This is a genomic window from Verrucomicrobiia bacterium (assembly GCA_035495615.1).
GTDB lineage: Bacteria > Omnitrophota > Omnitrophia > Omnitrophales > Aquincolibacteriaceae > DATJFP01.
In genome coordinates, this window is record DATJFP010000020.1 from 15,166 (window position 1) to 36,919 (window position 21,754).

The window sequence follows — 21,754 nt, forward strand, 5'->3', positions numbered from 1 at the left end:
TTAGCAAATGGAAGATTAAAGACAGATTAAAAACAGATTAAATTTTTTTAAGAAGTCAGAAGCTTCAGGCGGGAAGGGGTAAATCCACGAGCACGACGGTGCCGTGAGGGGCACGGCTGTCGATATGAAGGTTTCCGCGGTGGGCGTCACAAATAACTTTGGCAATCGCCAGACCAAGTCCGGCGCCTTCGTGGGTCCTGGCCTGGTCCGTCCGGTAAAATCTTGAAAAAACTTTCTCTCTCATGGAAGGGTCGATGCCCATTCCATTATCCAGCACCTCGACGCGGGCCAAGGCGCCGTGCTTTTCGAGTTTTAATTCCACGCCCCCGCCCTGGGGAGTGAACTTAATGGCGTTATCCACAAGGTTGCTGAAAAGTCGCTTCAAATATATCTCGTCCCCTTCGATTTCGAGGTCCGGAGAAGGCGCGACTTTCATGTCGACTTGTTTTTCGTGGGCGCGTTCGCCGAATCTCCGGGCCACGTATTCCAGGACTTCGCGCAGGCTCACCCTTTTTTTCTCGAATTGCAATTGATTCGAGTCGCTGCGCATGAGGAGGAGCAGGTCGTCGACGAGGCGGATGAGGCCGTTCACTTCCCCTTCGATCACGCGCAGGGTTTCGACGAGCGCTTCGGGAGTCCGCGACTTGCGCAGCGCCAGATCAATCTCGCCGCGGATGATGGCCAGCGGGGTTTTCAATTCATGCGACACGTCCGCGCTGAATTCCTGGACGGTTTTGGTGGACAGGGCGATGCGGTCCATCATCTCGTTGAGCGTCCCGGCCAGGCGGTCCAATTCATCGCCCGCGTGAGAACGTCCCAGACGGCCCTTCAGGTGGGCGGCCGTGATTTGCCGGGCGTTTTCGATCATGAGGTCGATGGGACGAAGCGTGCGCCGCGCGAGAAACCAGCCCGCGACTCCGGCGGCGGCCACGGCCACAGGAATCCAGATGATCATGATGAAGTCAAGCCGGGCGAGCGTCGCCTGCACGTCCTGGAGCGGATAGCCGGCTTCGATGACGAACAGCGGGTGTTTGCGGACGTCCACGCGGTGATAATAAAGACGCACGGGTTTTTTGCGGAAATGGATCGTCTGGTACGATCTCCCCTGCTCCATGAAAGAAGAATCCCGCTCGAAATCCGGGAAGATGACTTCTCTCTCCCATCCTTTGAGGTTGGAGATGACCAGAGACTTGTTCACGCAAAGGATGCGCACGATGAGATCCGAGCGGCCGAGAAGCTGTTCCGATCTTTCCCATTCCTTGATCAGATTGGCGACGCGCCCATGCTTTGCCGTGTCGCCCGCGCTTCCGGCTGCGGGGAAAAGCACGTCTTCCTTTTCCTGGCCTTTTTCGGCAAGGTCGCGCCAATACACGCTCAGGGAATCATCGATGGCGACCGCCTGCTTGAAAAGGCTGCTGTCAGCGTCCCGATACAGCGCGCGCGAAAGCTCGGAGCGCATCCAGAACGCGAAGAGGGCGAGAAACACGGTGAGGATGAGAGCGTACCAGAGCGTCAGCCGGAATTTGACCGTGCGGAAAAAGGCCGTCATGAATCACTGATGCGATAGCCCGTGCCGCGCAAGGTCTCGATGCGGCTTTTCTTCCTCGAACCGTCGATTTTCTTCCGGAGGAAATTGATATAGACGTCGATCGTGTTGCTCATGGGATCGAAGTGCAGGTCCCAGACGTGCTCGGCGATTTGCGAGCGCGTGACCACCTGCCCTTTCCGGCGCACGAGAAATTCGAGGAGCGCGAACTCCTTCTGAGAAAGAGCAATTTCTTCGCTCCCCGCATAGACGCGGTGGCTGACGAGGTCAAGTGTAAGATTGCCTGCCTTGAGCTGCGTCTGTTCTTTTAATTCGCGCGGACGGCGCGCCAGCGCCCTCAGCCGCGCCAGCAGCTCGTCAAAGGCAAACGGCTTGGTCAAATAATCATCCGCGCCCTGATCCAGGCCTTTGATTTTGTCTTCGATCCGGTCATGCACGGTCAGCATCAGAATCGGAACACGGGAGCCGGACTCGCGGATTTTCCCGCACAGCGTGAGCCCGTCCATCTTGGGCAGCATCCAATCCAGGATGACGACGTCGTATTCGTTGACCGAGGCGTATTCCCATCCTTTTTCGCCGTCATCGGCGATGTCCACGGCATAGCCTTCCTCTTTGAGGCCGCGCTGGATGAAACTCGACATTTTTTTCTCGTCTTCCACGACAAGGATCCTCATCACTCCGCTCCTTCCGGATCATAATGGACGGTGACGTCCGCGTTCGGGTAGGTCTGCTTGATGTGCGAAATCAAGGACTCCGTCAACCCATGGGCCTTGGCAAAATCTTTTTCCGAGCGGATCTCGATGTGAAAATCCACGAAGATCTGCTCGCCGACCCTCCGCCCCCGGAAATTATGGATGCCCACGATGCGGTTGTCATGAGCAAAAATAATTTTTTCGATGCTGGCGCGCTCTTCCGTGTCCAGGCTCCGGTCGAGCAGCTCGTCCACGCACCGCTTCAGGATTTTCGACGCATTCCAGAAAAGATAGCCGCTCACGACAAATGAAAGAAGGAGGTCCCATGCGGAGACGCCCGTCACCTGAACCAGCGCGAGCGCCGCGATGATCGCCACGCCCGTCCAAAGGTCCCCCGAATAATGAAGGGTCTCGGTTTCCAAGATGTGCGATTTCCCGCTTTTAGCGGAAGCGCTCAAAAAACCACTCAGAAAAAAAGTCACGAGCAGTGAAACCGCCATGGCCAGGATGCCCGCGGGAATTCTTTCCAGGGCTGCCCCGGAAGCCAGGCGTCGGAACGATTCGAAGATGAGAAAAAGGCCCGTGGCCATGACCAGCAGGCTTTGGAAAAGGCCGGCGAGACTTTCGATCTTACCGTGGCCGTATTCGTGATGCTCGTCAGGCGGCTTGACCGCTTCGCGCGCGGCCAGCAGATTAATGAAGGACATGCCCACGTCCGTCAGCGAATCCACGGCCGAGGCCAGGATGGCCATGGAAGATGTGGCCATGCCCACGATGAATTTAAAGACGACCAGGCAGCACGAAACAACCACGGCGATTTCCAGCGGCTTCGTGGTACTGTTTGTTTTCATGCCTTGGCACCGCCTTTGGCCCGAAACCGCCGCAGCTCCACGGGCTGCTTTCCCGTCACGATCATTTCGGCCAAAAGGCTGCCGAGATAAGGCCCCAGAAGAATGCCGCTGCGGAAATAGCCGGTGGCGAAATAAAGATTCTTGATGTGCGGATGTTTTCCCAGAATCGGTTTATCGCTGTAAGGACGAAGGCCTGCCCAGGACCTCTCGATTTTCATGTTCCGGACCGATGGTAAGATCCGGTCCAGGCTCCGCAGGATGGAATGGACGCCTTGGGCCGTGACCTCCGCCTTATGGCCGACGAACTCGACCGTAGAGCCCGCAAGGTAGCGCCCGCCTTCCCAAGGAACGATGTAGCCTTCTTTCACGGAATGCAGGATCGTCGATAATTTGGAGCGTCCTTTCAAAATCAGGATTTGGCCGCGAGCCGGTTCCACGGGAAGAAAGGCGCTGAACAAATCTTTGGAGCGGCTCCAGCTGCCCGCGGCATTGACTACGACCGGTGCCCGGTAAACGCTCCCTCCGGCCTTCACGAAAAACGTGCCGTCCGGCAGGCGTTCGAGCCGCGGCGCTTTTCCGGTCTTCAAGATGCGGACGCCGAGCTTGCGGGCATAGGCGGTCACGGCCTTCATCATTTTGCCTGGGTGAATGCGCGAGACCTCGCGGTAAAAAACACCCGCCTTCACCTCCGAAGCCAGCTCCGGATGCAGGCGGTGCAATTCCGCGCTTTCCTGCCAATGCGCGCCCAACGGCAATTTCCGCTGCCATTCGTATTTTTTTCTGAGGCCGGCCGTTTCCGCGCGGTCCAGCGCGACGTACAGGACTCCGCTTTTTTTGTAGCCGGCCTTCAAGCCGGTTTTTTTCTCGATCTCGCGGATGAAAGAAGGGAAACCCCGGAAGGCTTTCATGGTCAGCGGCAGCATGGGGCTGCCCCGGTCAAGCCCGAGAAAGGGATTCAGAATGCCCGCGGCGCGGGGCGAAGCCTCGCCTTCCAGGTCCCGGCCCACAACCAGCACGCGCTTGCCCTTTTTAGCCAAAGCCATGGCCACGCCGAGCCCGGCGATACCGGCCCCGAAAATCAAAACGTCTACTTTGTTTGGCTGAGAAGGCATGACCGCTCCTTAAAGGAGTAAGTATATCAAAAGAAGGGAAGTTTACGAAGGGCTTGAGTCTGAGGAAGGTTACGTGCCGGTTTCGGTTTCTTTGAGGTGCCAGCCTTCCATAAGGAGGGGCGTGATGGTTTGGGCCGGGACCGGCCTCGAAAAAAGGTAGCCCTGCATGCGGTCGCATTTGAGCGACTTGAGCATTTGCAGCTGCTCCATGGTCTCAACGCCTTCGGCGATGACTTTCAGCTTCAAGCTGTGCCCCATGGCGATGACGGCCGCCGTGATCGCGGCGTCGTCCGGGTCGGTGGTGATTTCACGGATGAACGACTGGTCGATTTTCAACGTGTGCACGGGAAACTTTTTGAGGTAGCTGAGTGACGAATATCCGATACCGAAGTCATCGATGGAAATCTGGATGCCGAGATGGTGCAGGTCCCTCATCGTGGCAATCGTCGTTTCGAGCTGCTGCATGATGACGCTTTCGGTAATTTCCAGGTCGAGCCACTGCGGCTCCAAGCGCGTCTCTTTCAAAGCGCCGGAAATCATCTCGACCAGGTTCTTCTCGTTGAACTGGCGCGCCGAAAGATTGACCGCGATCCTCATCGGGCGGTAGCCGAGGTCTTGCCATTTTTTGTTCTGCGCGCAGGCCGTCTTCAGCACCCATTCGCCGATCGGGACGATCAGGCCGGTTTCTTCCGCCATGGGAATGAATTGCGCTGGTGAAACAAGACCGAGGTCTGGATGCTCCCAGCGAATCAAGGCTTCCATGCCGACGATTTCGCCGAACTCAAGGTCGACCTGCGGCTGGTAGTAAAGCGTGAACTCCCCTTTTTCCAGCGCCTTGCGCAGGCTGTTTTCCAGCGTCATGCGTTCGAAGGCCTTGGCATTCATGACCGGCGTATAAAGCTGATAGTTGGTGCGCCCCTGCTCCTTGGCCCGGTTCAAGGCCGCGTCCGCGTTTTTGACCAGCGTGACGCCGTCATTGCCGTCGTAGGGAAAAATGCTGATGCCGATGGACGGCGTGATGTGCACTTCATGGCCTTCGAGATTGAACGAATGCTTGAGGACATCCAGGATGTTCTGTGCGGTTTTCACGGCTTCGTCGACCTGGTTGATGCCGGTCAAAAGGAACGTGAATTCGTCGCCGCCCATGCGCGCGATCGTGTCGCCTTCGCGTGTGAACTTCTTCAGCCGTTCCGCCACGGAGCGCAGAAGCAGGTCGCCCATGGTATGGCCAAGCGTATCATTGATGACTTTGAACCGATCGAGGTCGAGGAACAAGATCGCGACCAGCTGGTTTTTGCGGCGCGCCTGCGCAAGCGCCTGGCCAAGACGGTCATTAAACAGCATGCGGTTCGGAAGATCGGTCAGCGGATCGTAATAGGCCATGTGCTGGATGGTTTCTTCGGCCCATTTGCGTTTAGTGATGTCTTCCTTCACCGCGAGGAAATGCGTGATGCTGCCTTCGGAGTTGCGGATGGAGCTGATCACGGCCTTTTCCCAGTAGAGCTCGCCGTTTTTCTTGCGGTTGATGAATTCGCCCTGCCACTCCTTGCCTTCCTTGATGACTTGCCACAACTTCTTGAATTCTTCGCTTGGAATCTTGCCGGAATTCAGAAAACTCGGCGTCTTGCCTGCGACTTCTTCCAGGGCATAGCCCGTGACTTCGGTAAATTTCGGGTTCACGTATTCGATATGCCCTTCGCAGTCGGTCACCATGACGATGCTCGGGCTTTGCTCGACGGCAAGCGAGAGTTTCTGCAGACGATCTTCGGTCTCTTTGCGGTAATGCACGCCTACGAACAGCTCCCCCATGAGCTTCAGGTCCCGCCACATCCAATCCGGCCACACCCTGACCTGCTGGACCGCATCCAAGCCCAGACATCCGACGAGCTTTCCCCGGTAATTCAGCGGGATCCGGACCATGGACTGGATCTTCTGGGCCTCAACGTAGGCGAGCTCTTCCTTCGCTTCCTGGGGCAGGTCTTCGGAACTGGTGATCGTGATGGGTTCGAAGGCTTTCAGCCTCCGGTAAAGCCAAGGCAGGTCTTTCAAGCAGACTTTTTTATCCGCCGGTCTGAGGGAAGGCGCGTCCTCCTGATTCCAATCGTAAACAAATTCCGTCGATTCACCCTCGCGGGTAAAAATGTACAAATGCACACGGTCCGCGTCGATCGTATCTCCCAGACGCGCGATGGCTTCGCGCAAAGCCTGTTCGAGCTGATCGTGGTGAAGACTGAGGAATAAGGTGGAAAAAGAAGCGATCATTTCTTCGAAATCCAGCGGCGCTTGCTGGCCGCGCGGCTCGCGGTTTTTTTCCAGGATGCGGTGAATGACATGGCGCATCACATCCGGCTGCCACTGGCCTTTGACGAAATAATCCTGGGCGCCGAGCGTCATCGCATCGCGGGCAAGGCTTTGCTGGCCTGCTTTGATAAAGACGAGAACGGGAGATTGCTTGAAAGATTCTTTCAACTGCAGATAAATTTCAGCTTCGGGACTGTCAGGCAGGACGAGATCAAGAAAAACAAGCTGCGGCGTGACCGTCTTCAAAAGGGAAGCGCTTTCGGCCAGTGTTTTGCACACATGCGCCTTGAATCGGTATTGGGGGTCATCGGAAAGAATCTTTTGAATGCGGGTGGTTTCCGTCCCGTCATTTCCGATGATGACGACCTGCGCCGGTTTGTGGGCCATTCCTATTCCCTTATGTGGGAAAGTGAGTCATCGGTTACTGTACTGTTCTTAACATAAAGACTAGCCCATAAATCCAACAAGTCAAACAATCCCATGGATTTATGTAAGATTGCGCACGGCTCCGACAAAGCGGCGGAAAGCGCTGCGGGCCTTCTATCCCCTTGAAAAGCAAGAACTTGCGGTTAACGGCGAAGGGAAATAGCGGGCAGGTACATTTTTTCGGGCCCCTTCTTCCAGTAGTGCCCGGTGCGGGACCGTTCTTCGGCATCGGTAAAGCGGTAGTCGCTGATCAGGGCGCGGATGTAGCGGGGCGGCGCGCCGGAAAACGGATCGCTCTTCAAAAGCTTGAGAACATCCGGGCTTCCCTGCATGAGACGCGCGCAAAAATTCATGAACCACGGATTGTTCTGGTATCCGCCGAGCGCCGCAAACCACATTTGCCAATCCAGCCGGGGCTGATGCGGTTCCACAAAAACCGGAGAGCGCGACAAGTCGCCCGGCTTGTATTTAAATTCGTAGGATTTCCAATTCGTGCCGTCCAGTGATCCCTGCACCGTAATTTCCGGCCGTTCGGTCGTCATGACCGCGAACAGGCCGTAGCCGCTCGTCAGATGAAAAGGATACGCCGCCTGGATCATGGCCCGGACCGGCGCGGGCCAGGGAATCTTCACGTCCAGCGTGCGCGAAAACGGATTCAGCGACAAAAGAAACAGGCAGGCCGCCGCGGGCCAAAGCACGAAGCGAGGCCAGGGACGCGCGCGCGAAGATTTCCAAAACGCCGGAACCCGGAGCTTGTCCCAGGCCTGCTCCCCTTCTTCGATTTTTTTCAGCAGCTTTGTTCCCCAGATTCCATCGTCGATGAGAAACAGGCAAAGCAGGATCGAAAGAAGATTGAAGAAACAATAATTGCCGGTCATCATGATGACGGCCTGAAGCCCAATCAAGCCGAAGGCCCCGATCCGGCGCAGAACATGCGGGCCGAAAATGAAAAATGGGAAGACAAGCTCGATGCAGAACATGGTTCCGGTGCAGAAGCGCTGGAACGCGGGACTTAATTGGTGCACGTACCAGCTTGTCCACGCGGGTAAGGGCTGGGTTTCGTAATGGTAGCTCAGCGCGGTGAGGTGGCGCCAGGCCGGGTCGCCGCTCGAGAGCTTCACGAAGCCCGAAGAAAACATGAGCCGGAACACGAGCCAGCAGAAAAGGAACAAGACTGCGCGCGGCGGCCGGTACGTGACGGGCGGCTCTTTCCAGAAATGAAGCGGCTGCAGGAAAAGCGCGAGGAATCCCGTTTCGATCAGCAGGATATCCCATTGGAAGCCGAGAAAGTCGCGGCTGATGCCCACCAGCGAAAGATAAGCGGCCCAGAGAAAGATGGCCGAAACCACGGGCAGCAGCCCCGCGCTCAGGCAGGCGGAGAAAAAAATGCCCAGCCTGCAGATCAGGTGAAGGAAGGCATTGTCGGCATGAATCCATGCGAACGTCGGCAAAAGATAAAATCGCTCGGCCCCGAACCGTTCGGCCACGGCATTCAGGAAATCGCGTGCCGGCAAAATGCCATTCTCGCCGATCAGGCCGTCCAATTGAATGTCGAAAGACCAGAACGCGACGGCATACACGAGTCCCAGCCCGCGTAGAAAAACCCAGCGGCTCACGCGGTAATTCTGTTCCGGAGCTTCGGACCCGAAAAAGAAAAGGGTGAGCTGGGAAAAAAGGACGCGATTGGCGGCGACGAGGCGGTAAAAGACTTCGGCCAGCGGCGCAAAGCCGGGAATTTTCTCGTACGCCCAAAGCCATCCGCGGCGGCCGCCATAGGCCAGGGTTTTGAAAACCGCCTTTGCGCCGGAAGAACGGCGGCCGTCTTCTTCGATGAGGTGCACCGAGCGCCGGAATTGTTCTTCGGTAATGCCCGGATACCGGCTGCCCGCTTCCTGATAGGGCGCGTATTCGACTTTCTCCCCCGTCATTTCTTTCCATCCGGCGATCCAGCGGCGGCAAAAGCCGCAGTCGCCGTCGAAGATCAAAACAGGTTTTGCTGTCCCTTGTTCCATAAAGGCCCGGAATCTCTCTGGTTTCCTGGAAGCGTCGTGCTAGAATACCACCCCATGTCCGCCAAAAAAATGCTTCTTTTCGACATCGACGGCACGCTGCTTCTGACCGGCGGCACGGGCAAGGTCGCGCTCGAGGCCGCGATCCTGGAACTGTTCGGCTTTCCCGATTCCTGGGGCGAATTGCATCCCGATGGCAAAACCGACCCGGCCATCATCGACGAAATCTGCGAACGGCTGCTCGGCCGCCCGCTTTCCGCGCAGGAGTATCAAACGATCTGCGACCGGTATCACCATCATTTCGAGCGCGAGATCGAAAGCGCTTTTAATTTCCGCCTCATGCCGGGCATCCGGGAACTGCTCGGCGCTCTCGCCGGACGACAGGACCTTATCATCGGCCTGGCCACGGGAAATTTCGAACCCGCGGCATTGATGAAGCTGAAAAAAGGAAGCCTCCACTCCTTTTTCCGCTTCGGCGGCTACGCCTCGGACGCCCGCTGCCGCAAAGAATTGACGCGCATAGCCTACGAGCGGGGGTTGAAAGCCGCGGGCGAAACAATCCCGCCGCAGAATGTCTTTGTGATCGGCGATACCATCCACGACATCACAGCCGGGCAAAACATCGGCGCGCATACGATTGCCGTTTGCACCGGCTCGACAAAAGCCGCGGCTTTACGCGAAAAAGATCCCGCCCATATTTTTGAAGACCTGACCGATCTGCCGCGTTTTCTTTCGCTTCTTAACTAGCCGCCGTATTCCCAAGAACTGCGGTAGGCCCCGATTGATTCCGAATACTGGATGAAATTCTGGTAAAACGGAATCGCGGACAAGGTCGAGCTGTCACCGATCACGAAAAGTTTCCGTTTGGCGCGCGTCATGGCCACGTTCATGCGCCGCGTATCGGCCAGGAATCCCATCTCGCCTTCCATGTTAGAGCGCACAAGCGACAGGATCACCACTTCTTTTTCCCGGCCCTGGAATCCGTCTACGCTGTCGACCTCGATGCGCGGCTGCCCGATTTTCAGCGTGAGATAGCGCACCTGCGCGCTGTACGGACTGATGACCGCGATGTCCTCCGGCTTGACGCCCAGGCTGAGCAGCCGCTTCACCTGCGCGTCCACGAGTTCCGCTTCTTCGGGGTTGTACCGGCTCTCGCTGCCCGGCTCCAGTTTTTCCTCGAAGCCGCGGCCGGCCGTATCGAGAAACACGAAAGCCTCCTCGGTTTCCGGATCGCGCGTAAGGCCCGGAAGATCCGCGAGCACGTGGCGCCGCACGGAATCGTCGGCAATGAGCTGTCCCTGATAAAACTGGCGCGAGGAAAAGTTCATGATTTTTTCGTGCATGCGGTACTGCACGCGGAGAAGCGTTTTATATTCCTCGCCGAGGACCTTGTGCAGCTTTTCGAAAAGCGTGACGGCCAGACCGCCTTCCTCGGCTTCTTTAGACCGCACGGTCGGCGGCAATTGGAAATGGTCGCCTGCGAGCACGGCCTTTTGCGCTTTGAGCAGCGGGATCCAGGAGCTGGGTTCGGTGGCCTGCGATGCCTCGTCCATGACAAGTAGATCCACGGTCCTTTTCTTCAGGAGATAATCCGCGGCTCCGGCATGCGTGCCCACGAAAACGCGCGCCTCGGCCAGGACTTGCTGCAGCACTTCGGATTCCAGGGCCTGCACGTCGGCTTTGAGCGCGCGGATCTGATCCCGGATTTCCCTCTTTTCCATTTCGTGCAGCGTGCGCCGTTCTTTGTGCCGGTCGAGCCGGCGGTACAGCACGTCGATCTCGCGTTCCCGCTCGTCGATCCATTTGGAATGCGGGTGCTGCGCGGTCTTGAAGTCGAGCGTGTAATCACGCAGGTGCTCCATGATGCGGGCAGGATGGCCGAGCCGCACGACCGGAACCTCGGCGTTCACCAGGCATTCGAGCAGGTTGTCGCAGGCCGTATTACTTGGCGCGGTCGCGAAAACGAATTTCCCCTGGGCCACGGTTTGCCGGATGACTTCGACCAGGACCGTCGTCTTCCCCGTTCCCGGCGGCCCGTGGATGAGCGATACGAGTGGCGATTCCAGGACCATGACCGCGGCCTTCTTTTGCCATTCGTTCAGGTTGGCATTGAAAAATGGGAGCTTCGAAAGCGGGACCGGATCCCCTTTTTCAGGAGGCTTGAGGCCAAGCGTCACGTCGCGGAAAAGCGCGAGACGCGAATGCTCGGCATCGCGCACGGTTCCAAGGGCCTCGCCCATGCGCTTGTAAGTCGCACGGCTTCCCGAGCGGTTCAGGTGATAGGTGCCGGTTTCGTCCAGCCAGTTTTCGTGCAGCCAGTCGAACGCGACCGTAATGCTCTCGCGGTCTTTTTCGTAAACCGTGCCTGTGGGATAGCGCATGATTTCCACGCCTTCGGCAGAAAGGCTCACGATGTCGCCGACTGCCAGAGAAAAGACAGGCAGTTCGCGGCCCGAACGGTAAGAAAAAGTCAGGAGGCGGTGGCCCGCGGGGCTGAAATGAGATTCTGTGATTTTCAGAAAGAGAAGGGCTTTGCCCGTATGTTCGCGTTCGTCCGGGGAAAGCTTGAGGAAGTCCTCGCGAAAGGCCTCGACCTCTTCGGCTTCTTCGAGATCGATCAGGCGCTGCAGACGCTCAAAATGTTTCTGGATTTCTTCTTCCAAACTCAGGTCCTCGCCGGAAAGCGCAGGATGGAAATGGGAAGGTTAACGTTCTTCCGACCGCTTGCCTTTTTTCCACCAGTCCGCGGGATCGTCGTCTTCCCACGCGCCCAGGTCGCCGCCGCCCCGTTTCCAGAGCGAGAGCAGGACAAGGGCAAACACCGGAATGAACAGAAAAATGCTGCGGCTGAAAAAGAGGTACACAAACAGGCAGGCGCCTGCGGCAAGCCAAAGCTTATTTTTAGGACTGTCAGAGGGCAGACTCATAACCAACTCAATTCTAACACATTCGGTTTCATACCCCGAGCACTTGCACGATCACCTCGCGCGTGCGCGGGCGGTTGTCGAAATCAATGTAGACCACTTGCTGCCACGTCCCGAGCGCAAGCTTGCCGTCCACGACCGGTACCGTTACCGAAGGCTTCAAAAAAGAAGCCCGCACGTGCGAAAAACCATTTCCATCATGCCACGTTTCTTCATGATGATAAACCTCATTTTGCGGTGCCATTTTCTCGAAGAAAACTTTAAGGTCCTGGATGAGGCCCGGCTCATACTCCACGGTGGTCATGCCGGCGGTCGAACCGACCGCGAAAAAAACCGCCTGGCCGTTCTGGATTCCGCTGGAAGCGACTTTTTCGCGGCCCGCGTCCGTAATGTCGTGAATGTCGCAGAAACCCTGCGTGCGCAGCTCCAGGCTGTAATTTTCGACCTTAAACTCGCCGCTTTTAGCCTTCATAAGATTCCTTGATCCACCGCTCCAGCACGTGATCCGGATCGCGGACAGCTTCGGCCGTGAGGATGAATTTGCCGCGGGGTTTCTTTTTCTGGATGAGTCCCAGCCCATAACCGTAATTGCCGAACATTTTTTCCAGGACCACGGCCGCTTCCCCGCCGGAATCGAGGATTTTACCGGCCAGCGCTTCGCGGGCCGCGGCGTCGAATTCGATGGCGAGCGCATTTTTCGCGTCGAAATTCTTTTCAAACTGGACGATTTCAGCCGCGAGTTTCTGCGAAGCCTCGTGCCGGTCCTCTTCCAGAAGCCCGCGCAGGACGCCCGCAGGATCGCGCGCGAGCTGCGCGTCGAGCGTAAAACGCTTCACATGGCCCGAAGGAAGTTCGTATTTGAAATCCCTGAAGATCCGCTCGCAGACCGTGATGAGGCCGCGCGCGCCGGTTTCTTCGAGCGCCGCCTGTTTGGCAATCTCGCGCATGCCGCTTTCACGCACGTCGAGCTGGATGCCGTAAGCGAGAAAGCTGGCCTGGTACTGACGGATCACCGAGCCTTCGGATTCCGAGAGGATGGTGTAGAGGTCGTCCTCGCTTAACGGATCGCAGACCACGCGGACAGGGAGGCGCCCGACGAATTCCGGCTCGAAACCGAACTGCACGAAATCATCGGTCCGCGATTTGCGGAAAAGCTGGGAGGCGGGAACGCTTTCCGTCTTCTGCGCGGCAAACCCGATGTTCGCGCTCCGGAGGCGCCGGTCCACGATCGGCGCGAGGCTGCCGAAAGCGCCGCTTACGATGAACAGCACGTGGCGTGTGTTCATGACAGGCTTGGTCAGCTTGCCTTTCTGCTGGTATTCCATCATGGCCTGGATCTGCGACTGGATGTCGTGGGAGGCGCGCAGCGGCACGTCGGTTTCTTCCATGAGTTTCAGCAGGCCGCGCTGGACGCCGGCGCCGCTTACGTCGCGCCCCATGGCGTGCGGCGGCGAGGCCAGCTTATCGATCTCATCGATGTACACCATGCCGTATTTGGCCAGCTCGAGATCATCGTCCGCCTTGCGTGCCAAGTCCTTGATGATGTCTTCCACGTCCCCGCCCACGTAGCCGGTCTCGCTGAACTTGGTGGCATCGGCTTTCACGAAAGGAACGCCGATGAGTTCCGCCAGGCATTTGATGAGGTAGGTTTTTCCTACGCCCGTGGGCCCGAGCATCAGGACATTCTGTTTCACGTAATGTTTGTGCGCCTGCGGGTCCTGCTCGTAAAGCCGGACGTGATTGTAGTGATCGCACACCGCGGTCGCGAGCACGCGCTTGGCGTCGTCCTGGCGGATCACGAAACGGTCGAGGTGCTGCTTCACGTCTTTGGGCTTGAGCTGGAAATCCAGGATTTTGAGCCGCTTCTTTTTCTGATTCTCTTCGTGGTCTTTCTCCACGCGCTCGGCCTGCGGGTCTTTTTGCGGCGCGGCCTGTGACAGCATGCGCTTCATGGCTTCCATGATTTCTTTCTGCGTCTTTTCGAATTCCGACGGTTCGCTCATATCACACCTTTTGCCTGTGCTCCGGCTTGAGAAGATCGTTCACTTCTTTCACGGGGGCGAAAGTTTCCAGGGGGATCTCCACGAAAAACGTGATCCAATGCGCCATGGCGCCGTTCCAGAGACCCGGCATCTCCAGCGCCTTGAGATCCCGGCCGTCCTTGGATTTTTGCGCGATAAAACCCGTGTCCGCGTCCACGTAGCGGGCAAGATCAAAACTCTCGCCGCGCCAATTCCTCACGCCGCAGACGAGGTTGACGGGGTTGAAGTGCGTGGCCCCTTCCAGCAGCTTGCGCTGCTTCTCGTTTTTCAAATCGGCTTGGGATTTTTCCACGATTTGTTTGGAAAGCGCGCCGTCCCGGTTCTTCACCCAAAAGGGCCCGCCGCCCGGTTCACCGACATTTTTGACCATGCCGCACACGCGCACAGGCCTGTCGAGCGCCCGGATCAAAAAGGCCTTCTGCTCCGCGCCAGATTGCGGCACCACGAAGCCCAGCGACTCCGCGAAAGCCGCGGCGTCTTTCAAAACCGCGGACGGAACTTCGGACACATTCAGGGCGCACAGCAATTCAAAAATCCGCTGCTGCATTTTGACGAGATAACCGCCGAGCAGCCGCTGCGCGTCGAGGACAGGCTGGCGCCGCCGGTCCGGCACGACGTTGTCGATGTTTTTAATGAAGACGATGTCCCCTTTCAGATCCTGAAGGTTTTCCAGCAAGGCGCCATGGCCCGCGGGCCGGAAATGCAGGCGGCCGTCCGCTTCGCGCACCGGACGGTTCTCCAAATCGACAGCGAGCGTGTCGGTCGAAGGTTTCTGATTGGAAAAGCCGACTTCGAGCCGCGCTCCGCCGGCCTGGCAGCGCGGCAGCACTTTCTGGACATGCTCGCGGATGCGGTCTTCGTGTTCCGGCGATACCGTAAAATGAAGGCGCACGTTCCCCTTGGCACCGGCCGCGTATTGCGAGGCTTCGACCAGATGTTCCTCGAAAGCCGAACGCTGAAAAGATCCATAGTCATGGAAAAGAATCAGGCCCTTGGGCTGATTGGCATAATCCAAGCCTTGAGACGTGAGAAGCCGTTCGAGCAGCGGAACGTACGCTTCTTTGCGAAGGCGCTCGGGATCCTTTCCGGCCTTGCGGCAAGACGCGGCAAGCTCTCCCCAAAACGCGAATTCGGCGGCATGCGCTGCGAATTCCGCAACCGCGCGGTCGTCGGATTTGTCCGCGCGCAATTCGGACGGCTTTTTTTCCGGAGTTTTGGCATCGCGGCCATAAACGCTCAGCAGGGACTTGAACATGCGGCTGGCCGCGCCGGAAGCCGGCACAAAAACCGTGACGCGGCCCGCCAGGCGTTCGCGTTCGTAAAGCGCGGAAAGCGCCGAGGCCTCGGCGGCGTTCACCGCTTCGATCCCTTTTCCCGGGACGCAGGGCGCGGCAAGCTCGACGAAGGGAAATCCATCAGTCAGCGCCTTGAGCTGGGAAGCCGCTCGGTCGGGAGAAACACCGCGGGCCTTGAGTTCTTTGAGGTCGTCCGCGGTCAGCAATGGAGATTCGGTTTTGGAAGAGTCCATGAAGATTTCAGGATATGGCGGGGCGTTTGATGTTGCCGTGATTTTCGAGAAGGTAACGGATTTCGTTCAGCAGGCTTTCCGGCTCGAACGGCTTGGACACGTACGCGTCGGCGAGCGCCTTTTCTTCCCCGACCTTGTCGCGAACCCAGGCGCTCAGGATGATGATGGGGATGTTTTTGAATGCCGCATACTGCGGGTCGCGCTTCAGGTCCTTGCACACCTGAAGCCCGTTTTTCTGCGGCATGGCCAGATCCAGGATGATGAGGTCCGGATTCGAGGCCTTGATTTTTTCCAGGGCCTGGACGCCGTCTTCGGCGGTCACGACGTCATAGTGATTCGACTTCAGGCGCGCCTCGACCATCTTGAGAATCGACTTTTCGTCGTCCGCCACCAAAATCTTGGCTTTCTTGCTCACGGATATCTCCTACGGTCTATTCATTTTCGGCCAGGGCCTGGAAATCCTCGATAAGCCCTTCCTCGCCCACCCTCACCTCGAGGTGGATGGGCCGGCAGCAGGTCTGGCAGTCGTACACGAACTTCTGCCGCCGCCCTTCGGTAAGGTCCACGGAAATGCTCATGGCCGCAAGGCAATAGGGGCATTCAAACTCCAAGGCATCTTCAAGCATGGCCGCCTCCTGGGTCCCTAGTATTGTAACTTATTTTCTATCAAGGATGAAGGGTTGCTATGCCGATAAACATGGAGTAAATTACTTAGGTAGTCCCGGCCCCTACAAGGGCGCCCGGAACCTCGACTTTCAAAATCCCGGAAAAGGAGAAGTTATGTTAGCGAAGGACCTCATGACTGAAACCGCCGTACTGGTTCACCGTGACATGCTCATCACGGATCTCGCGACCCTTCTCCGGGAAAAAAGAATCGGCGGCGTTCCTGTGGTCGACGAAAATAATAAAATCGTCGGCATCGTCACGGTGACGGATCTCTTCAACGTCATGAACATCGTACGCAAGGTGGGCGGCAAGAGGAACTGGTTTTCGAACTTCATGTTCAGCAAGAAGACCATGACGGTCAAAGAAATTTACACCCGCAAGATGTACAGCGTGCTCCCCGACACTCCGATCGAAGTCGTGGTCGGCCTCATGCTCGACAAAAACATCCATACGATTCCCGTGATGAATGAAGACCAGACCCTGCTGCACGGCGTCATCGGCCGCCACGACGTGACCTGCGCGGCGCTGGGCATTCTTCCCAAAGGCCATCCCCAGGCGGCAGCCTCTCCGGAAGCCAAAACGCCGGCGAAATAAGGGCTGCTTCTTCCCTCTTACTTCCGCTTGAATTGTCTTTCCAGCTCGGAAAATGTCTTCTTGAAAAAGGTAGGGCGCCCATGCGGGCACGAGAAGGGATTCTCGCACTGCGCGAGCCTTTCGAGGAGGGCCTGCAGCTGGACGGAAGTCAGCGCGTCATGCGCTTTCACGGATTGGCGCTTGCAGGCGATCAGCGCCGCTACATCCTCGCGGTGTTCTTCCAGCCGCGTCTTGACTTGTCCGTCTTCGCGTTCTTCGACGTAGGCCTTCAGAAATGCCAGAGGATCTTCCTTTTCGAGAATTGCCGGATAAGACCGGACCACGAAAGCCCGTTCCCCGAATTCCTCGATCTCGAAGCCCACCTTGCGCAACAGCGGCAGCGAACTTTGCAGAACTTCCACCTGGCGCGGGTGCAGCTCCAGGATCTCGTCCATCAGAAAGTTCTGCCTCGCGACAGGTCCTGCGCCGTCGAAATTCTTGAGCAGCGCCTCGAACATGACGCGCTCGTGGGCTGCGTGCTGATCGATCACCATGAACCCTTCTTCCGTTTCCGTGACGATGAATGTCGCGTGCACTTGGCCAAGGATTTTGGTGATCTTCAGCTGGTTGCGGATGGAAATCATGGGCTCGGGTTCCGCGGGACGCGCCTTGGCGGCCGGCGCGCCGGACATCACGGCAGGCTCTCCTACTTCCAGGATCGTGCCGAGCTCGGATTTATAAAGCGACACGGGATCGCTCTTGCCGGAAAATGCCGGGAGGCCCGCCGGGATTTCACCCGAAACCGGCTCTTTGAACGGGCGCAGCTCCGGGCTGATGTCCCCTTCCTCGATCAGCCTCTCGGCCACGACCTTCTTGATCAGGGATTTGACTTCGGATTCGTGCGAAAGCCGGACTTCCTGCTTCGTGGGATGCACGTTCACGTCGACTTTCGCGGGATCGAGCTCCAAAAACAAAACGGCCGCGGGAAATTGCCCGTGCATCAGAAGTCCGTGGTAGCCGGCCTGAAGCGCATGCGAAAGACCGATCGAGCGCACCCAGCGGCGGTTCACGAAGAAGCTCTGGCCCGAGCGGTTGGCGCGCGCCACGTACGGCTTGCCGATGAAGCCGTGGATCTTGATGCCCGGAACTTCGGCATCGAGACGCAAAAGATGTTTGGCCGTGTCGCCGCCCAGGACTTTTTCCGCGCGCGCCATGAAATCCGATGCCGGAGAAAGGTCCCAAATCGTTTTGCCCGAAGACTTGAACTGCACGCGCAGCGACGGGTAGGAAAGGGCGAAGTTCTGGACCACATCCATAACGTGCCCCATTTCCGTGGAATCGGTCTTGATGAATTTGCGGCGCGCGGGCGTATTGAAGAAAAGATCACGGATCTCGACCGATGTGCCGGGCGCGGCAGGCGCTTCTTTGACGTGCAGGATATGGCCGCCTTCGATCGCAATCTCCGTGGCCGCATTCGCTTTTGCAGGACGCGTGACGAGCTTGACACGCGAGACCGCGGCAATGCTCGGCAAGGCCTCCCCGCGGAAGCCATAAGACGCGATCGCGTCCAGGTCGGAGATATCCGTGATCTTGCTTGTCGCGTGGCGCTTGAAGGCCAGCTCCGCATCTTCGGCGTTCATGCCGCATCCGTTGTCGGCCACGCGGATGAAGCTGCGGCCGCCGTGATTGATCTCGACTTCGATGGCCGTAGCCCCCGCGTCCAGCGCATTTTCCAAAAGCTCCTTCACGATGGAGCTGGGGCGTTCGACGACTTCGCCGGCCGCGATTTTGTTGGCGATGTGCTCGGGAAGCACGCGGATAATGCCCATCACGCGCCGCCTTTCGAATCCGGCTTCAGCCGGTCTGTCCATTCCGCAAGCTTGTTGAGCGCCTGCAGCGGCGTGAGCCCTTCGACCGTCATGTTCCGGAGCTCTTCCAGGACGGGATGGTTTTGCTGCGACCATTCGAAAAGCGTTTGCTGGGTCTCGGCCTTCTTTTTGTTTCTCTTGCCTTCGATGATCTGCGTGGCTTCCGTGTTCTCGCTTTCAAGAACGTCGAGAATCTTGCGGGCGCGCTGGGTCACAACTTGGGGAATACCGGCCAGGCGCGCGACGTGGATGCCGTAGCTGCGGTCGGAGCCGCCTCGCACGACCTTGCGCAGGAAAATGATGTCGTCCTTGGTTTCCCGGACCGTGATGTTGTAGTTCTTGATGCTGGAAAAATGGTCTTCAAGCTGCGTGAGCTCGTGATAATGCGTCGCAAAAAGCGTGCGCGGACGATGCGTTCCCTGCACCAGGTATTCGCAGATGGCCCAGGCAATGCTCACGCCGTCGAACGTGGACGTGCCGCGCCCGACTTCATCGAGAATCAGAAGGCTGCGGGACGTCGCCTTTTGCAGGATGTTTGCGGTTTCCACCATCTCGACCATGAACGTGCTCTCGCCCGAGGCCAGGTCGTCACTCGCGCCGATGCGCGTGAAAATGCGGTCCACGAGCCCAATGCGCGCGCTTTTCGCGGGGACGTAAGAACCGATCTGCGCAAGGATCACGATCAGCCCAATCTGGCGGATGTAAGTGGATTTACCGGCCATATTCGGACCGGTCAGCACGACAAGCTGGTTTTCGGCGCTATCCAGAAACGCGTCATTCTCCACGAATTTCCCGGAAGGCAGCATGGCCTCGACCACGGGATGGCGGCCGCCTTCGATCATGAGTTCGCCGGTTTCGACGACCGTGGGCCGTACCCAGCGTTTGTTCAACGCGGTGATGGCCAGCGACGCCAGCGCATCCAGCACGCCGATGCCGCGCGACATGGCCTGCAGCGGCTGAAGCTCCTGCAGGATTGTTTCGCGGATCCGGCTGAAGATCTCGTATTCGAGCGCCTTGATCTTGTCCTGCGCCCCGGAAATTTTCTCGTCCCATTCTTTCAGTTCCGGCACCACAAAGCGCTCGGCATTCGCCAGCGTCTGGCGCCGGATGTAATCGGGCGGTACGAGGTGCAGACTGCCTTTACTGATCTCCAGCGCATAGCCGAACACCTGAGAATATTTGACCTTGAGCGTCTTGATGCCCGTGCGCTCGATTTCCCGCTGCTGGAATTCCAGGATCCAGGACTTGCCTTTCTGCGAAATCGCCTTCAGTTCGTCCAGCGCCGCGTCATAGCCGTCGCGGATCATTCCGCCCTCTTTCAGCGTAAGCGGCGGATTCTCGACGATCGAGCGGCCGATCAGCTCCGCAAGCTTCGGAAATGGATTCAGGACCTTGAGCACGTCGGCAAGGAGCACGTTGAAAAACCCCGCCAGCTGTTTCTGGATTTCAGGGACGCGCGTGAGGAAAAGCTGGAGGTTGAGCAGGTCGCGCGCATTGGCCACGCCGTAATTCAGGCGGCAAAGCGTGCGCTCCACGTCTTTCACGCCGCGCATGAGCTCGCGCAAAGCCTGCATGGCGTCCGCCTTCGCGGCCAGCTCCTGGACCGCGTCCTGGCGCTTCCCGATTTCCGCCGCGGAAAGCAGCGGATGCGTGATCCACTGATAAAGCGTGCGGCCGCCCATGGAAGTCAGCGTCTGGTCCACGGTGCCGAGCAAGGTCTCGGCGCCTTTTTTGCCCTGCTGTGTGGTGACGATCTCGAGGCTGCGCTGCGTGCTGCGTTCGAGCGCCAGGTATTCACTCGTGTCGAGCATGACCGGCACGCGCACGTGCCCGATCTGCGAGTGAAGATGATCGCGGAGATAATAAAGCACGGCGCCGGCCGCGGAAACCGCGAGCGGGCGGTCCGCGAAGGGAATGCTTTTTTCCGAAACCAGCTTGAACGATTCCTTCAAAAGCCGCGCGCCTTCGTCGCGTTCGAAAATCCAGTCGTCGTAGACCGTGACGCTGGCGCCGAGCCCCGTCTTCAAAAAACGCAGGAGGCTCTCGTCCTTGGCTGCGCCTGAAGGAAGGATTACTTCGCGCGGCGCGAGCAGCGTGAGGTCGCTCAGCATGCGCTCGGCCGGGATCTGGCGCACGTAAAATTCGCCGGTGCTGAGCTCGAGGTAAGCGAACGCGCATTGCGTGCCGTCCGCGACAAGGCAGGCCAGGTATTCCTGGCTGTTGGACTTGGCTTCGTCTTCCAGGTAAGTCGCCGGCGACACGATCCGGGTAATCTTTCTTTCCACGATGCCTTTCGCCGCTTTGGGATCACCGACCTGTTCGCAGATCGCCACTTTCAGGTTGTGTTCCAGCAGGACGCGGACATAGCCCTGGTAGGAATGGTAGGGCACGCCGCACATGGGAACGCGCCCGGCTTCGCCGCCTTCCCTTCCGGTCAGGGTAATGTCCAGGATCTCGGAAGCGCGCACGGCATCGTCAAGGAACATTTCATAGAAGTCGCCCAGACGGAAGAAGAGAATCGTATCCTTTGGAAGGGTTTTTTTGATGGAACGGTACTGCTCCATCATCGGAGACAACTTGAGATGCTCGATCGTGTCCTGGGGCATGGTAAGGTCCGTCATGAGGTTGGAGCATTATAGCCGAAGCCCAAGACCGGACAAAAGAACTTCTTTGAGGAAAATCAGCTGCCGAAGCCGGAAAGAATGAAATCGTGGAACTCGTCTTCGAAGGAATTGCGGAAGGCCTCGAGCGTTTCGACGAGAACGAGAATGGAACGGCTGAGAGCCGCGAGCGCGGCCTGGCGGCCGGACGCGGAAGCGGGCGCAGGAACAAGACGCTGGATCAGGCGGCCCGCGAGCACGGCGGATACCGACTCTTCTTCCGCATCATCGGGCGCGTAAAAATAATCGCTGAACGACGCAGCCAGGCCCGTCATCTTGGGTGTCTGGAAATTGGCCATCACGGCCTGAAAAAAAAGCTTACGCGTCACCGCGTCGTCGGCGCCCGCCTCCTGGCAGAGCGCGTCCCAGGCGCGGGCGGCCAGTGCCAGCTTGACCGGAAGGTATTCCAGCGCAAACTGGTCCTTGGAAATGCCGGCGAGGCCGGGATTATTCTGACGCATGAGCTCCAAAAGCGCGCCATGCTCCTGGTCGTCGTAGACCGTGGAAAGCATTTTTTGCGCCTGGGCTTTGAAATCGAGTTTGGGTTCCATGACTC

General features: G+C 58.0%; 18 protein-coding genes. 2 read left to right on the forward strand and 16 right to left on the reverse strand.

All coding sequences use genetic code 11. The features are described from left to right. Positions 1-64: 64 nt before the first annotated feature. The 6 genes from VL688_02240 to VL688_02265 all read right to left on the reverse strand — a co-directional run bounded on the left by VL688_02240 (position 65) and on the right by VL688_02265 (position 8,940). Positions 65-1,549, reverse strand: a complete 1,485-nt coding sequence (locus tag VL688_02240; protein HTL46864.1) for a HAMP domain-containing sensor histidine kinase — start codon at positions 1,547-1,549, stop codon at positions 65-67. Continuing rightward, on the reverse strand, positions 1,546-2,220 hold the full coding sequence (gene rppA, locus VL688_02245; GenBank protein HTL46865.1) for a two-component system response regulator RppA: 675 nt from the start codon (positions 2,218-2,220) through the stop codon (positions 1,546-1,548). Before rppA ends, VL688_02240 begins: the two co-directional genes overlap by 4 nt. Next, positions 2,220-3,089, reverse strand: a complete 870-nt coding sequence (locus VL688_02250; protein ID HTL46866.1) for a cation diffusion facilitator family transporter — start codon at positions 3,087-3,089, stop codon at positions 2,220-2,222. The genes rppA and VL688_02250 overlap by 1 nt, the downstream gene beginning before the upstream one ends. Next, positions 3,086-4,201, reverse strand: coding sequence for an FAD-dependent oxidoreductase (locus VL688_02255; GenBank protein ID HTL46867.1), 1,116 nt, complete (start codon positions 4,199-4,201; stop codon positions 3,086-3,088). The genes VL688_02250 and VL688_02255 overlap by 4 nt, the downstream gene beginning before the upstream one ends. Positions 4,202-4,270: 69 nt before the next feature. Next, positions 4,271-6,889: an EAL domain-containing protein gene (locus tag VL688_02260; GenBank protein ID HTL46868.1), complete on the reverse strand. Its 2,619-nt coding sequence runs from the start codon at positions 6,887-6,889 to the stop codon at positions 4,271-4,273. Positions 6,890-7,071: 182 nt separating this feature from the next. Continuing rightward, positions 7,072-8,940 carry a lipase maturation factor family protein gene (locus VL688_02265; protein ID HTL46869.1) on the reverse strand — a complete coding sequence of 623 codons (1,869 nt, stop codon included), beginning with the start codon at positions 8,938-8,940 and terminating at the stop codon, positions 7,072-7,074. 54 nt (positions 8,941-8,994) lie between these two features. On the opposite strand from VL688_02265, the gene VL688_02270 reads away from it, so the two are divergent. Continuing rightward, positions 8,995-9,684 (forward strand): HAD-IA family hydrolase, encoded by a 690-nt coding sequence (locus VL688_02270; protein ID HTL46870.1) that lies wholly within the window; start codon positions 8,995-8,997, stop codon positions 9,682-9,684. Here the strand turns inward: VL688_02270 and VL688_02275 are convergent. The 7 genes from VL688_02275 to VL688_02305 are packed head-to-tail and all read right to left on the reverse strand — an operon-like array spanning position 9,681 to position 16,057. After that, entirely contained in the window at positions 9,681-11,600 is a 1,920-nt protein-coding gene (locus tag VL688_02275; GenBank protein HTL46871.1) for an IGHMBP2 family helicase, read from the reverse strand. The genes VL688_02270 and VL688_02275 overlap by 4 nt on opposite strands. Before the next feature lie 42 nt (positions 11,601-11,642). Then, positions 11,643-11,864: a hypothetical protein gene (locus VL688_02280; protein ID HTL46872.1), complete on the reverse strand. Its 222-nt coding sequence runs from the start codon at positions 11,862-11,864 to the stop codon at positions 11,643-11,645. Between the two features lie 28 nt (positions 11,865-11,892). Next, a complete protein-coding gene (locus VL688_02285; protein ID HTL46873.1) occupies positions 11,893-12,333 on the reverse strand; it encodes a secondary thiamine-phosphate synthase enzyme YjbQ in 441 nt (146 codons plus the stop codon). Then, on the reverse strand, positions 12,323-13,864 hold the full coding sequence (locus VL688_02290; GenBank protein HTL46874.1) for an AAA family ATPase: 1,542 nt from the start codon (positions 13,862-13,864) through the stop codon (positions 12,323-12,325). Before VL688_02290 ends, VL688_02285 begins: the two co-directional genes overlap by 11 nt. 1 nt (position 13,865) lies before the next feature. After that, positions 13,866-15,431, reverse strand: a complete 1,566-nt coding sequence (locus VL688_02295; GenBank protein ID HTL46875.1) for a DUF4301 family protein — start codon at positions 15,429-15,431, stop codon at positions 13,866-13,868. A 7-nt stretch (positions 15,432-15,438) separates the two neighbouring features. Continuing rightward, positions 15,439-15,846, reverse strand: coding sequence for a response regulator (locus tag VL688_02300; GenBank protein HTL46876.1), 408 nt, complete (start codon positions 15,844-15,846; stop codon positions 15,439-15,441). A gap of 16 nt (positions 15,847-15,862) precedes the next feature. Then, positions 15,863-16,057, reverse strand: coding sequence for a CPXCG motif-containing cysteine-rich protein (locus VL688_02305; GenBank protein ID HTL46877.1), 195 nt, complete (start codon positions 16,055-16,057; stop codon positions 15,863-15,865). Between the two features lie 154 nt (positions 16,058-16,211). Between VL688_02305 and VL688_02310 the strand changes: the two genes are divergently transcribed. Continuing rightward, entirely contained in the window at positions 16,212-16,691 is a 480-nt protein-coding gene (locus tag VL688_02310) for a CBS domain-containing protein (protein HTL46878.1), read from the forward strand. Between the two features lie 17 nt (positions 16,692-16,708). Here the strand turns inward: VL688_02310 and mutL are convergent, their stop codons facing one another. Genes mutL through VL688_02325 form a run of 3 tightly spaced genes read right to left on the reverse strand, consistent with a single transcriptional unit; the run spans position 16,709 to position 21,749 of the window. Continuing rightward, positions 16,709-18,541, reverse strand: coding sequence for a DNA mismatch repair endonuclease MutL (gene mutL / locus VL688_02315; protein HTL46879.1), 1,833 nt, complete (start codon positions 18,539-18,541; stop codon positions 16,709-16,711). Next, a complete protein-coding gene (gene mutS, locus VL688_02320; GenBank protein HTL46880.1) occupies positions 18,499-21,159 on the reverse strand; it encodes a DNA mismatch repair protein MutS in 2,661 nt (886 codons plus the stop codon). The genes mutL and mutS overlap by 43 nt, the downstream gene beginning before the upstream one ends. A gap of 59 nt (positions 21,160-21,218) precedes the next feature. Continuing rightward, positions 21,219-21,749 (reverse strand): hypothetical protein, encoded by a 531-nt coding sequence (locus VL688_02325; GenBank protein ID HTL46881.1) that lies wholly within the window; start codon positions 21,747-21,749, stop codon positions 21,219-21,221. Between the last annotated feature and the right edge of the window lie 5 nt (positions 21,750-21,754).

What these genes read in the sequence shown, in the direction of transcription:
- VL688_02290 (HTL46874.1), bottom strand. Translation starts at nt 13,864, where the DNA reads ATGAGCGAACCGTCGGAATTCGAAAAGACGCAGAAAGAAATCATGGAA.
- VL688_02310 (HTL46878.1), top strand. Translation starts at nt 16,212, where the DNA reads ATGTTAGCGAAGGACCTCATGACTGAAACCGCCGTACTGGTTCACCGT.
- VL688_02260 (HTL46868.1), bottom strand. Translation starts at nt 6,889, where the DNA reads ATGGCCCACAAACCGGCGCAGGTCGTCATCATCGGAAATGACGGGACG.
- VL688_02305 (HTL46877.1), bottom strand. Translation starts at nt 16,057, where the DNA reads ATGCTTGAAGATGCCTTGGAGTTTGAATGCCCCTATTGCCTTGCGGCC.
- VL688_02265 (HTL46869.1), bottom strand. Translation starts at nt 8,940, where the DNA reads ATGGAACAAGGGACAGCAAAACCTGTTTTGATCTTCGACGGCGACTGC.
- mutL (HTL46879.1), bottom strand. Translation starts at nt 18,541, where the DNA reads ATGGACAGACCGGCTGAAGCCGGATTCGAAAGGCGGCGCGTGATGGGC.
- rppA (HTL46865.1), bottom strand. Translation starts at nt 2,220, where the DNA reads ATGAGGATCCTTGTCGTGGAAGACGAGAAAAAAATGTCGAGTTTCATC.
- VL688_02325 (HTL46881.1), bottom strand. Translation starts at nt 21,749, where the DNA reads ATGGAACCCAAACTCGATTTCAAAGCCCAGGCGCAAAAAATGCTTTCC.
- mutS (HTL46880.1), bottom strand. Translation starts at nt 21,159, where the DNA reads ATGACGGACCTTACCATGCCCCAGGACACGATCGAGCATCTCAAGTTG.
- VL688_02255 (HTL46867.1), bottom strand. Translation starts at nt 4,201, where the DNA reads ATGCCTTCTCAGCCAAACAAAGTAGACGTTTTGATTTTCGGGGCCGGT.
- VL688_02240 (HTL46864.1), bottom strand. Translation starts at nt 1,549, where the DNA reads ATGACGGCCTTTTTCCGCACGGTCAAATTCCGGCTGACGCTCTGGTAC.
- VL688_02285 (HTL46873.1), bottom strand. Translation starts at nt 12,333, where the DNA reads ATGAAGGCTAAAAGCGGCGAGTTTAAGGTCGAAAATTACAGCCTGGAG.
- VL688_02280 (HTL46872.1), bottom strand. Translation starts at nt 11,864, where the DNA reads ATGAGTCTGCCCTCTGACAGTCCTAAAAATAAGCTTTGGCTTGCCGCA.
- VL688_02270 (HTL46870.1), top strand. Translation starts at nt 8,995, where the DNA reads ATGTCCGCCAAAAAAATGCTTCTTTTCGACATCGACGGCACGCTGCTT.
- VL688_02250 (HTL46866.1), bottom strand. Translation starts at nt 3,089, where the DNA reads ATGAAAACAAACAGTACCACGAAGCCGCTGGAAATCGCCGTGGTTGTT.
- VL688_02295 (HTL46875.1), bottom strand. Translation starts at nt 15,431, where the DNA reads ATGGACTCTTCCAAAACCGAATCTCCATTGCTGACCGCGGACGACCTC.